The sequence below is a fragment of the Streptomyces atratus genome (assembly GCF_014648655.1).
GTDB lineage: Bacteria > Actinomycetota > Actinomycetes > Streptomycetales > Streptomycetaceae > Streptomyces > Streptomyces atratus.
The window spans coordinates 22,920-34,527 of sequence record NZ_BMRN01000016.1 but is presented as its reverse complement, the minus strand read 5'-3'; the positions used below and the strand labels follow the sequence as shown (position 1 = coordinate 34,527).

8 protein-coding genes and 2 pseudogenes are annotated in these 11,608 nt (G+C 70.4%); 6 read left to right on the top strand and 4 right to left on the bottom strand.

What is annotated here, in order from left to right:
- Positions 1–44 precede the first annotated feature (44 nt).
- A complete protein-coding gene (locus IEZ15_RS24410) occupies positions 45–2,057 on the top strand; it encodes a Xaa-Pro dipeptidyl-peptidase (RefSeq protein WP_189279362.1) in 2,013 nt (670 codons plus the stop codon).
- The gene (locus IEZ15_RS24405) at positions 2,054–3,361 is read left to right on the top strand and encodes a M14 family metallopeptidase (protein WP_189279361.1); all 1,308 of its coding nucleotides are present in this window, start codon (positions 2,054–2,056) and stop codon (positions 3,359–3,361) included. Before IEZ15_RS24410 ends, IEZ15_RS24405 begins: the two co-directional genes overlap by 4 nt.
- A 190-nt stretch (positions 3,362–3,551) precedes the next feature.
- On the opposite strand, the gene IEZ15_RS47155 is transcribed toward IEZ15_RS24405, so the two are convergent.
- Together IEZ15_RS47155 and IEZ15_RS47150 are read right to left on the bottom strand one after the other, a co-directional pair.
- Positions 3,552–3,836 (bottom strand): mycothiol transferase, encoded by a 285-nt coding sequence (locus IEZ15_RS47155; protein ID WP_373302613.1) that lies wholly within the window; start codon positions 3,834–3,836, stop codon positions 3,552–3,554.
- A gap of 80 nt (positions 3,837–3,916) precedes the next feature.
- Positions 3,917–4,126 (bottom strand): annotated as a pseudogene (locus tag IEZ15_RS47150) (mini-circle protein); the annotation flags it as partial.
- On the opposite strand from IEZ15_RS47150, the pseudogene IEZ15_RS24395 reads away from it, so the two are divergent.
- Both IEZ15_RS24395 and IEZ15_RS24390 read left to right on the top strand, forming a co-directional pair.
- Positions 4,085–4,419, top strand: a pseudogene (locus IEZ15_RS24395) (cupin domain-containing protein); the annotation flags it as partial. The pseudogenes IEZ15_RS47150 and IEZ15_RS24395 overlap by 42 nt on opposite strands.
- Before the next feature lie 192 nt (positions 4,420–4,611).
- Positions 4,612–6,249 carry an ABC-F family ATP-binding cassette domain-containing protein gene (locus IEZ15_RS24390; protein ID WP_114247823.1) on the top strand — a complete coding sequence of 546 codons (1,638 nt, stop codon included), beginning with the start codon at positions 4,612–4,614 and terminating at the stop codon, positions 6,247–6,249.
- A gap of 190 nt (positions 6,250–6,439) precedes the next feature.
- Here the strand turns inward: IEZ15_RS24390 and IEZ15_RS24385 are convergent, their stop codons facing one another.
- Both IEZ15_RS24385 and IEZ15_RS24380 read right to left on the bottom strand, forming a co-directional pair.
- A complete protein-coding gene (locus tag IEZ15_RS24385) occupies positions 6,440–8,863 on the bottom strand; it encodes a Tex family protein (protein ID WP_189279360.1) in 2,424 nt (807 codons plus the stop codon).
- Positions 8,864–8,987: 124 nt separating this feature from the next.
- Positions 8,988–9,851 (bottom strand): SCO6745 family protein, encoded by an 864-nt coding sequence (locus tag IEZ15_RS24380; protein WP_114247825.1) that lies wholly within the window; start codon positions 9,849–9,851, stop codon positions 8,988–8,990.
- Positions 9,852–9,985: 134 nt separating this feature from the next.
- Between IEZ15_RS24380 and IEZ15_RS24375 the strand changes: the two genes are divergently transcribed.
- Entirely contained in the window at positions 9,986–10,948 is a 963-nt protein-coding gene (locus IEZ15_RS24375; RefSeq protein ID WP_189279359.1) for a GlxA family transcriptional regulator, read from the top strand.
- 18 nt (positions 10,949–10,966) lie between these two features.
- A complete protein-coding gene (locus IEZ15_RS24370; RefSeq protein ID WP_189279358.1) occupies positions 10,967–11,605 on the top strand; it encodes a DJ-1/PfpI family protein in 639 nt (212 codons plus the stop codon).
- Positions 11,606–11,608: the final 3 nt, after the last annotated feature.

The window sequence follows — 11,608 nt, the reverse complement described above, 5'->3', positions numbered from 1 at the left end:
ATCGCCCTCTGTTGCACAGGAGTTGACCGGGGTACCTTCCGCCCATGCCGATACGTGCGCGGGGCACCCGCTTGACGTACAGATCGCTGGTGGTGACGGCCGTCGCCGCCCTGATGACCGTCCTGCTCTCACCGGCAGGTGCACAGGGCGCCGCACGGCCCCCGGAGAACAGCGCCCAGCAATCCGGATCCCTGAAGAGCGGGCCCGCCTACTCGTACGAGAACGCCGTCCGCGAATCCGTCTGGGTCGACACCGGGCTGGACGGCGACGGAAACGGGAAGAGCGACCGCGTCGCCGTCGACATCGTCCGGCCGCGTGAACCCGCCCGACAGGGCCGGAAAATCCCCGTGATCATGGATGCCAGCCCGTACTACTCCTGCTGCGGCCGCGGCAACGAGAGCCAGCTCAAGACGTACGACACCGACGGCCGGCCCGTCCGGTTCCCCCTCTACTACGAGAACTACTTCGTGCCGCGCGGCTACGCCTTCGTCGCCGTCGATCTGGCCGGTACCAATCGCTCCGACGGCTGTATCGACGTCGGCGGCCGCTTTGATGTGCAGTCCGCCAAGGCCGTCATCGACTGGCTGAACGGCCGCGCCCGCGGCTACACCACGCGTACCGGCGGCGACCGCGCCACGGCCGGCTGGTCCAACGGCCGCACCGGAATGATCGGCAAGAGCTATGACGGCACCATCGCCAACGGTGTCGCGGCGACCGGAGTGGACGGGCTGCGGACCATCGTGCCGATCAGCGCCATCTCCTCCTGGTACGACTACTACTTCGCCCAGGGCGCCCCTCTCTACAACAGCGGCCCCGACCGGCTCTCCGGCTATGTCGAGAGCCCCGAGGCGCGCGGGCGCTGCGCCGCCGTCCAGCAGCAGCTCGTCGACCAGGCGCCGCGCACCGGCGACCTGACGACGCTGTGGAGCGACCGCGACTACGTGAAGGACGCCCGCAACGTGCGGGCCAGCGTCTTCGCCGTACACGGCATGCAGGACCTCAACGTCCGCACCAAGCACCTCGGCCAGTGGTGGGACGCCCTCGCGGACCAGGGCGTGGAGCGCAAGATCTGGCTCTCGCAGACCGGACACGTCGACCCGTTCGACTACCGGCGCGCCGAGTGGGTCGACACGCTGCACCGCTGGTTCGACCACTACCTCCTCGGATACGACAACGGCATCGACCATGAAGCGATGGCCGACATCGAACGCCATCCCGACCAGTGGTCCACCGACAAGGTCTGGCCACCCCGCACCACGCACACCACCACCGTGCGCCCCGGCTCCGGCAGTGCGCCCGGCGTCGGCACCCTAGCCCTGAAGCCCGCCCGCCCCGGCGCCACCGAGACGTTCACCGACGATCCGGCGCAGAGCGAGACGGAGTGGGCCGCCGACCTGGACCGGACCACGGGCGCCAAGGCCGGATTCCGCACCGCGCCGCTCACCCAGGACCTTCGGCTCTCCGGATCGTCCACGGTGACCGTCACCGCCACCCCGACCACATCGACCGCCCATCTCTCCGCGGTCCTCGTGGACATCGGCCCCGACACGGTCCGCGACTACGGATCGTCCGGCGAAGGCATCACCACCCTCGACGACCGCACCTGCTGGGGCGCGAGCACGACCGGGGACAGCTCCTGCTTCAAGGGCACCCGGGCCGACACGGTCACGGTCGACCGGACCGTCATCAGCCGCGGCTGGGCAGACCTCGGCACCTACGCCCTTGCCGGACACGGCCGCCCCCTCACCCCGGGCAGGGCCTACACGATCACCATCGGTCTGGCGGCCACCGACCATGTCGTCCCGGCCGGACACCGCCTCGCCCTGATCGTCGCCGGCACCGACCGGGACCTCATCGAGCCGCCGGAATCCAAGCCCACGCTCACCCTCGACCTGGCCCGTACGTCCGCGAAGCTGCCGTTCGTCGGCGGCGCCGGAGCCTTCGTACGTGCCACCGCGGGTTCCGCACCCGCGACAGCCACCCCCCGCGCAATCCACTCCGAGGGCGTGGCGCCGCCGCGTCCCGCCCATCGCATCCCGGGAGGCAGCCGCACATGACACCCCGTATCCCGACCGCCCATCGCCCTGTCCGCCGCAACCTGATCCTTACGGCCGCGGCCGCCGTTCTGGCCGTACCCCTGGTCACCGTGCCCGCCGAGGCCGCGCACGCCCGGCCCCGTACCGGCTTCGAGATCAGCAACGGGGCCCGCTGGACCAGTCAGCCGGAGGAACAGTCCTTCCTGGCAACCGTCGACCGGGGCAGCGACCGGGTCTCCGTCGACCGGATCGGCACGACGAAGCAGGGCCGCCCGCTCCAGCTCGTCCGGATCGGCAACCACCGACCCACTGCCTCCACGATGCTGCTGATCTGCAGTCAGCACGGCAACGAACCGTCCGGCCGCGAAGCGTGTCTGACGACCATTCGCGATCTGGCCCACGCCCAGGACCGGTCGACCCGCGCCTTCCTCTCCCGCACCAATGTCCTCGTCGTGCCCACCGCCAACCCCGACGGGCGCGCCGCGAACACCCGCGGCAACTCCGACGGCGTCGACATCAATCGCGACCACATCGCGCTGCAGACCGCCGAGGCCCGCGCCGTGGCGGCGGTCATCCGCGACCGGAAGCCCGATGTGATCTACGACCTGCACGAGTACGGGGCCACCCCGCAGTACTACGACAAGGACCTCTTCGTCCTGTGGCCGCGCAACCTCAACACCTCCGACCGGGTGCACGGTGAATCGCAGACCCTCGCCGAAAGGTATGTACGCCCCACCGCCAAGGAGTCCGGCTACAGCAGCGGCCTCTACGGCATCTGGACCGACCCGGTCACCGGCGACCCGATCAAGCAGACCGCGGGCGACGGACAGGAGCGCATCCTGCGCAACACCTCCGGTATCAAGCACGCCGTCGGCCTGCTCATAGAATCCCGCGTCGACGCGCTCACCGACGCCGAGAAGGCCGACCCGGCACTCAACAGCCGACGCCGCGTGAACTCGCAACTCGCCGCACTGGACGGCCTGTTCACCTTCAACGACGAGCGGCGCGGCCGGATCGAGGCTGCCACCGCCGCATCCCGCGCCGCGGGGCTCAAGGACCGCGGTCCCATCTATCTCGGCGGCGCCGACAACGAGTCACCCCAAGCCGGTCAGGTCCTTCAGGACCCGCCATGCGGATACCGGCTCACCAAGGACCAGTTCGACGACATCAAGGACGAACTCGCCCTGCACGGCGTCACCTCCCGGCCCGACGGTGACGGAGCGTACGTACCGCTGCGGCAGTCGGCCCGGAATCTGATCCCGCTCCTCCTGGACGAGCGGGCGACATATCACCTTGCAAACGGTCAAGCCGATACCGCTTGTTGATCGCATGAGATGATCGCCGCGCGTGGTACTGGCTACGGGGAGCGAAATCATAGCTTCCGTGGAAGGTGCCATTCGTGTCGCATGACGAACAGAGAACGGGTGGCCCGGGGGATCTGCCGGTGACGGCGGACCTCCCCGGCCACCCGACGCAGAGCCGGCACCCCACGACGGACCGGGTGGAGAAGGCGGATCAGCGGCCGGTCGAGCCGTCGATCAGTTCGCGGAGGATGTCCGCGTGGCCCGCGTGACGGCCGGTCTCCTCGATCATGTGGGTCAGCGCCCAGCGGACACTGGGACCGGGGCGCCCCGGTCGCGGTGGAGGGACCGGTGCGCCGGGATCGGTGCACCCGTCGAGAACGTCGTTCGCGCGCTCGACCGTCTCTCGGTAGCGGGCCACGATATCGGCCGCGCTGTCCGCCGGTGCGGCCTGGAACGTCGCCTGTCCGCCGGTGCGGCCTGGAACGTCGCCTGCCAGTCGGTGACGTCGTCCCCGAGAAACATCGAGCGCTCGACGAACATCAGGTGGTTGAGCAGGCCGAGCAGGTTCGTGCCCGACGGCACTGCGGCCGTTCGCACCTGCGGCTCGGGTGCACCGTCGACCTTCGCGGCGATCGAAGTCCGGAGGTAGCCGAGGAGTCCGCGCAGGACCTCGATCTCGCTGCTGCCGGTCCGGGGCGGCGGGGTGTCGCCGCGGTGGTTGTGGCGCGTGGTGCTGGGCAACAAATGACCTTTGTGCCCCTGTCCCGGCGACCGGGCGGGGTGCACGCCTTCAAGATGATCACCCCGCCCGGCCGGAACCGCTCGAGCCGACCCCGCAGACCCATGAAGGCTTCGAATGGCTCTACGTGCTCAACTGTCACCTGCGTCTCATGACCGGCGAGCGCGACGTGACGCTGTCGCCCGGTGAGGCGGCCGAGTTCGACACATCCTTGCCGCACTGGCTGGGCAGCGCCGATGGCGGCGCGGTCGAGCTTCTCACCCTGTTCGGCCCGCAAGGGCTGCGTGCGCACGTACGCACCGACCCCCATCGGTCGTCCCGGGCCGGGCCCCGGCGATGAACTCAGCGAGAGATTCCGCGGTCGCGTCAGCAGTGAGCCCTGCCGCGCCGGAGCCGCGGGGATGACGGAGCGCTCGGCCGGCCGCGATATGCGGGAGGCCGTCGCACCGCCGAGGGCGGACCTTCGACCCGACTCGAAGGTCGAGCCGGGCGGCTTTGCGCTCCCCGCCCGACGATTAGGATCAGCATCCTGATGACTGCCACTCTCGTCGCCAAAGACCTCGCCGCCGGACACGGCGACCGCACACTCTTCGCCGGACTCGACCTCGTCGTCGCGCCCGGTGATGTGATCGGTCTCGTCGGTGTCAACGGCGCCGGTAAATCGTCCCTGCTCCGACTGCTCGCCGGACTCGACCGGCCGGAGGAGGGCGAGCTGCGGCTCTCCCCGCCCACCGCCACCGTCGGCCACCTCCCGCAGGAGCCGGAGCGGCGTCCGCAGGAGACCGTGCGGGAGTTCCTGGCCCGCCGCACCGGCGTCGCCGACGCCCAGACCGCGATGGACGAGGCGACGCAGGCCCTCGTCGACGGGGCGCCGGGCGCGGACGACGCGTACTCCGAAACGCTGGAACGCTGGCTGGCTCTCGGCGGCGCGGACCTGGACGAGCGCGCCGAGGAGGTCGCCGCCGACCTCGGACTGGCCGTCGGCCTCGACCTGCCGATGACCGCACTCTCCGGAGGCCAGGCAGCCCGCGCGGGCCTGGCTTCCCTCCTGCTCTCCCGCTACGACGTCTTCCTGCTGGACGAGCCCACCAACGACCTCGACCTGGACGGCCTGGAACGACTGGAGCGCTACGTCTCTGGGCTGCGCGCAGGCACGGTCGTCATCAGCCACGACCGCGAATTCCTGATGCGTACGGTCACCAAGGTCCTCGAACTGGACCTGGCACAGCAGCAGATCAACCTGTACGGCGGCGGATACGCGGCCTATCTGGAGGAGCGCGATCGGGCTCGCAGGCATGCCCGTGAGGAGTTCGAGGAGTACGCCGACAAGCGCTCCGCTCTCGAAGGCCGCGCGCAGATGCAGCGCGGCTGGATGGACAAGGGCGTCAAGAACGCCCGCCGCAAGGCCACCGACAACGACAAGACCGGCCGCAAGTTCCGCAGCGAATCGAGCGAGAAGCAGGCCGCGAAGGCCAGGCAGACCCAGCGCATGATCGAACGGCTCGATGTCGTCGAGGAGCCGCGCAAGGAGTGGGAACTGCGGATGGAGATCGCCGCCGCACCCCGTTCCGGCTCGGTCGTGGCCACTCTCCGCGAAGCACAGGTCGTACGTGGCGACTTCAGTTTCGGCCCGGCATCCCTGCAGATCGACTGGGCGGACCGGGTCGCCATCACCGGTGCCAACGGAGCGGGCAAGTCCACCCTCCTCGCCTCGCTTCTGGGCCGCCTCCCGTTGGATGCCGGGCACGCGACGCTCGGCTCGGGAGTGGTGGTCGGAGAGGTCGACCAGGCGCGCAAGCTGTTCCACGGCTCGGAGTCGCTCCTGGAGGCGTTCTGCGCGGCCGTCCCCGACACCGAACCGGCTGAAGTCCGAACGCTGCTCGCCAAGTTCGGCCTGCGCGCGGACCATGTGATGCGTCCCGCGACGACACTCTCACCGGGCGAGCGCACAAGGGCGGCGCTCGCTCTGCTCCAGGGCAGGGGCGTCAACCTCCTCGTCCTCGACGAGCCGACGAACCACCTCGATCTGCCCGCGATCGAGCAGCTGGAATCGGCGCTGGAGTCGTACACGGGGACGCTGCTGCTGGTCACGCACGACCGCCGAATGCTGGAAGCGGTACGGACGACGCGGCGCGTCGAGGTGGTGGACGGCAAGGTGAAGGAGCTGTGAGGGGATCCTCGGGCATTTCCGGCCCGTCCTGCGTTCGAGGACCCCTTTTGAGCCCCTCCGGCATTTGAGGAGCGGGGCCCGGGGCAGAGCCCCCACGCGGCAAAGCCGCATATCGGTACTGCGGGGACGGGGCGGGTGGAGAGGGCCTCGCGCAGCGGACCGCACCCCACCCCCACCCGCCCCCCCGACGTCAGCCCCTCTTACCGCCCTGCTTCGGATCCGTCAGCCCGGCCCGCCGCAACGCATCCGCCATCGCGCTGTTCACCGGCGCCGGACGGGCAGAGCCGCCGCCACCACCGCCACCGCGCCGGTCACGGTCCTGACCGCCCTGCCCCTGCCCCTGCCGCTGCCGCGGCGGCCGGCCGCCCTGGCCACCACCTTGGCCGCCTCGCTCGCCCCGCTCCCGCCTGGGCCCGCCGCCCTGGGACGTGCCCCCCACCGACGCCTCGTCGTCCAGCCGCAGCGTCAGCGAGATCCGCTTCCGCGGAATGTCGACATCCATGACCTTGACCTTCACGATGTCGCCCGGCTTCACGACATCGCGCGGGTCCTTCACGAAGGTGCGCGACATCGCCGACACATGCACCAGGCCGTCCTGGTGCACACCGATGTCCACGAACGCCCCGAACGCCGCGACATTGGTCACGACGCCCTCCAGTACCATCCCGGACGCCAGATCACCGATCTTCTCGACGCCCTCCTTGAAGGTGGCCGTCTTGAACGCCGGACGCGGGTCACGCCCCGGCTTCTCCAGCTCCTTCAGGATGTCGGTGACGGTCGGCAGGCCGAACTTCTCGTCCACGAAGTCGTCGGCCCGCAGCGACCGCAGCACACTCGTGTTGCCGATCAGCGAGGCGACATCACTGCCTGTCCGCTTCACCATCGCCCGCACCACCGGGTACGCCTCCGGGTGCACGCTCGACGCGTCCAGCGGATCGTCGCCCCGGATGCGCAGGAAGCCCGCGCACTGCTCGTACGCCTTCGGGCCCAGCCGTGCCACGTCCTTGAGCGCCTTGCGGGACCGGAACGGCCCGTTCGCATCACGGTGCGCGACGATGTTCTCGGCGAGCCCCGAGCCGATCCCCGAGACCCGTGAAAGCAGCGGCGCCGACGCGGTGTTGACGTCGACACCGACACCGTTCACACAGTCCTCGACGACCGCGTCCAGCGAGCGTGACAGCTTCACCTCGGACAGATCGTGCTGGTACTGGCCGACACCGATCGACTTCGGGTCGATCTTCACCAGCTCTGCGAGGGGGTCCTGCAGCCGCCGCGCGATCGAGACGGCGCCGCGCAACGACACGTCCATGTCGGGGAGCTCCTGCGAGGCGAAGGCCGACGCCGAGTACACCGACGCGCCCGCCTCCGAAACCATCACCTTGGTGAGCTTCAACTCGGGGTGCTTGTCGATGAGTTCACCGGCGAGCTTGTCGGTCTCGCGGGACGCCGTGCCGTTGCCGATCGCGATCAGGTCGACGGCGTGGGCCTTCGCCAGCTGCTCCAGCTTGGCCAGCGACTGGTCCCACTTGTTCGCCGGGACGTGCGGGTGGATGACATCCGTCGCGACGACCTTGCCGGTCGCGTCGACGACGGCGACCTTCACACCCGTGCGGAAACCGGGGTCGAGCCCCAGCGTGGCCCGAGTCCCGGCCGGCGCGGCAAGCAGCAGATCGCGCAGGTTCGACGCGAAGACGCGTACCGCCTCGTCCTCCGCCGCCGTGCGCAGCCGCAGCCGCAGATCGATACCGAGGTGCACCAGGATCCGGGTCCGCCAGGCCCAGCGCACCGTGTCGCCGAGCCACTTGTCGCCGGGGCGGCCACGGTCGCTGACCCCGAAGCGCCGGGCGACCATGTTCTCGTACGTCGAAGGGCCGGGTGCCTCGGAGGGCTCCTCCGGCTCCATGACCAGGTCGAGCACGTCCTCCTTCTCGCCCCGCAGCATCGCGAGCACCCGGTGCGAGGGCAGCGCGGTGAACGGCTCCGCGAAGTCGAAGTAATCGGCGAACTTCGCCCCCGCCTCCTCCTTGCCGTCCCGCACCTTGGCGGCCAGCCGCCCGCGCGACCACATGCGCTCACGGAGCTCACCGATCAGATCGGCGTCCTCCGAGAACCGCTCGGTGAGGATGGCGCGGGCCCCCTCCAGCGCGGCCGCACCGTCCGCGACGCCCTTGTCGGCGTCGACGAAGGCGGCTGCGGCAGCGAGCGGTTCCACCGACGGGTCGCCGAGCAGGCCGTTCGCGAGTGGTTCGAGCCCCGCCTCCCTGGCGATCTGAGCCTTCGTGCGCCGCTTGGGCTTGAACGGCAGATAGATGTCCTCAAGGCGCGCCTTGGTGTCGGCGCCCCGGATCTGCGCCTCCAGCGCCTCGTCCAGCTTGCCCTGTTCGCGTACCGAGTCGAGGATCGCCGTACGACGGTCCTCCAGCTCCCGCAGATACCGCAGCCGCTCCTCGAGCGTGCGCAGCTGCGCATCGTCGAGCATCTCGGTCGCTTCCTTGCGGTAGCGCGCGATGAACGGCACGGTCGACCCGCCGTCGAGCAGCTCGACGGCCGCCTTCACCTGCCGCTCGCGTACGCCGAGCTCCTCGGCGATCCTGCCTTCGATGGACGTCGTCACGGTTCTACCGACTCGCCTTCTCGTACTGGCTGTGCTTACCGGGGCGGGGCCCCTTCGCCTGCATTGTGCCGGGTGGCCGGGCGCCGTGTCGCCCGGCCACCCCACTTGTCCGCCGGTCGGCGGCTCAGTCCTTGCCGATCAGATCGGCCGGGAAGGCGCCCGCCGAGGCCGCCGTGAACAGGAATCCGCGCGCCAGCTCGGTCAGCCGCGCCACACCCTCCTCGCCCAGATGCTCGTACGGAGCCTGGTCCATCCGGTCGGTGGCGTCCTCCAGGTCTGCCCGCAGTGCGACACCCGCCTGCGTCAACTCGCCCTCGCTGTCCAGGAGTCCACGCCCGCGCAGCCGCTCGGACGCCTCCTCCCAGTCGCTGCGGCGCCAGCCGCGGGTGGCGAGGACCCAGCGCGGGGACATTCCCTTGCCGGTCGCCGTGTGGCTGACCAGGGCCTCCACCGGGTCGAGACCGGCAGCGAGGAGAGCTGCGAGATGGCCGTCGCCGCGGTGTTCGCGCAGCAGCGTTCCCGCGTGCCAGTACGCCAGATGCGGTTGCTCGGGTACCGGAAGATCGGCATGGGCGGCGTAGAGCGGCCGGGCGTGTCGGGTGCACGCCTCGGCGGCGCGGAGCGCCAGTCCGGCCGCCTCGGCCAGTTCGGGGGAGGCGATGATCTCCTCGCCCAGTAGCCGGCGCAGCGTGGAGTCGGCGGCGCGCAGCCGGGCGTCCAGGACCGCCTGCGGCGAGGCGACGGACCACACGGCGGGCAGGTGCCGGGCGACGAGATCGTGGTTGAAGTTGTAGAAGGCCGCGGTGACCGTGCCGGGGCCGACGGCGCCCAGTGCCGCCCCGCGCGAGGCGAAGTAGGCGGCGTTCGAGTCGTCGATGCCGAGTTCTCCGAGCTCCTTGCCGAGGTCGGGGGAGAAGTAGACCGTCGAGTGCAACGGGTTGATGGCGTTGTGGCAGCGGCGTCCGGCGCGCGGCGGCAGAGTACTCATACGAGAACGTTACCGACTGGTCGGTACGTCTTGTAACCCCGAGGCGACACTCAATTCAGTGCGAGCCCGGCATGGCAGAAAAGGTGGGCTTTTCGTCATTGCGGCCCTGTTCCCGGTTGCCCAGGATGGCTGTCATGACGCAGCGATCCGTACTCGTCGTCCTCTTCGACGGCGTCCAGAGCCTCGATGTGACCGGCCCGGTGGAGGTCTTCGCCGGGGCCTCCCACTTCCCCGGGGCCGGGTACGAACTGCGCACCGCCTCCCTCGATGGCGCCCCGGTCCGTACCGGCAGCGGCCTGACCCTCGTCCCGGACGGCGGCCTCGCCGACGCCGAACCGCCGCACACCCTCCTCGTCCCGGGCGGCGAGGGCACCCGAAACCCCGACCCGGCGCTCGTCGACTGGCTGCGCGACCACGCCGCGCACGCCGAACGGCTCGTCTCCGTCTGCACCGGCGCGCTGCTGCTCGCCGCGGCCGGACTGCTGGACGGGCACAGGGTGACCACGCACTGGACGGTCTGCGAGCACCTCGCCCGCAGCTACCCGGCCGTCGAGGTCGACCCGGACCCGATCTTCGTACGCGACGGCAGGCTGGCCACCTCCGCCGGAGTCACCGCCGGTATCGACCTCGCCCTCGCACTCGTCGAGGAGGACCACGGCCGGGACATCGCGCTCACCATCGCCCGCCACCTGGTGGTGTTTCTGCGCAGACCGGGGAACCAGGCCCAGTTCAGCGCCCAGCTCACCGCCCAGACCGCCCGGCGTGAACCGCTGCGCGAGGTCCAGCACTGGATCACCGAGCACCCCGGCGACGATCTCTCCGTCGAGGCGCTCGCCGCCCGCGCCCGCCTCTCGCCCCGCCACTTCGCCCGCGCCTTCCAGGCCGAGACGGGCGTCACACCGGGCCGTTACGTCGACCGCGTACGCCTCGAACACGCCCGTCGGCTGCTGGAGGACACCACCGACGGCATAACCGGCATCTCACGCGCCTGCGGCTACGGCACCCCGGAGGCCATGCGCCGCGCGTTCACCAAGGCCCTCGGCACGGCACCCGCCGAATACCGCCGACGCTTCCGTACTCAGCCCGCCATCGACTGACCGAACGAAAGGAACCCCATGCAGATCGCCATCGTCCTCTTCGACCGCTTCACCTCGCTCGACGCCGTGGGCCCGTACGAAATGCTCGCCCGCACCCCCGGGGCCGAGACCGTGTTCGTCGCCGAGCGGACCGGTCCCGTGCGCAACGACAACGGCAGCCTCGCGCTCGTCGCCGACAAGACCTTCGCCGACGTACCGGCACCGGATGTGATCGTCGTCCCCGGCGGCCCCGGCCAGAGCGACCAGATGGAGAACGAGACGCTGCTCGACTGGCTGCGCACGGCGGACACCACCAGCACCTGGACCACCTCCGTCTGCACCGGTTCGCTGCTGCTCGCCGCGGCCGGACTGCTGAAGGGCCGCCGAGCCACATCGCACTGGCTCGCGCTGGACATCCTGAAGGGTTTCGGCACGGACGCGACCGGCGAACGCGTTGTCCTCGACGGCAAGTACGTCACGGCAGCGGGCGTCTCCTCCGGCATCGACATGGGGCTCACCCTGCTCGGCCGGATCGCGGACGACGAGCACGCCATGGCCGTACAGCTGCTGACCGAGTACGACCCGCAGCCGCCGTACGACGCGGGCTCACCGGCGAAGGCCCCGGCGGCACTGGTCGAGGAGTTCCGGACCAAGAGCCGCTTCATCCTTGAGCAGTAGCCG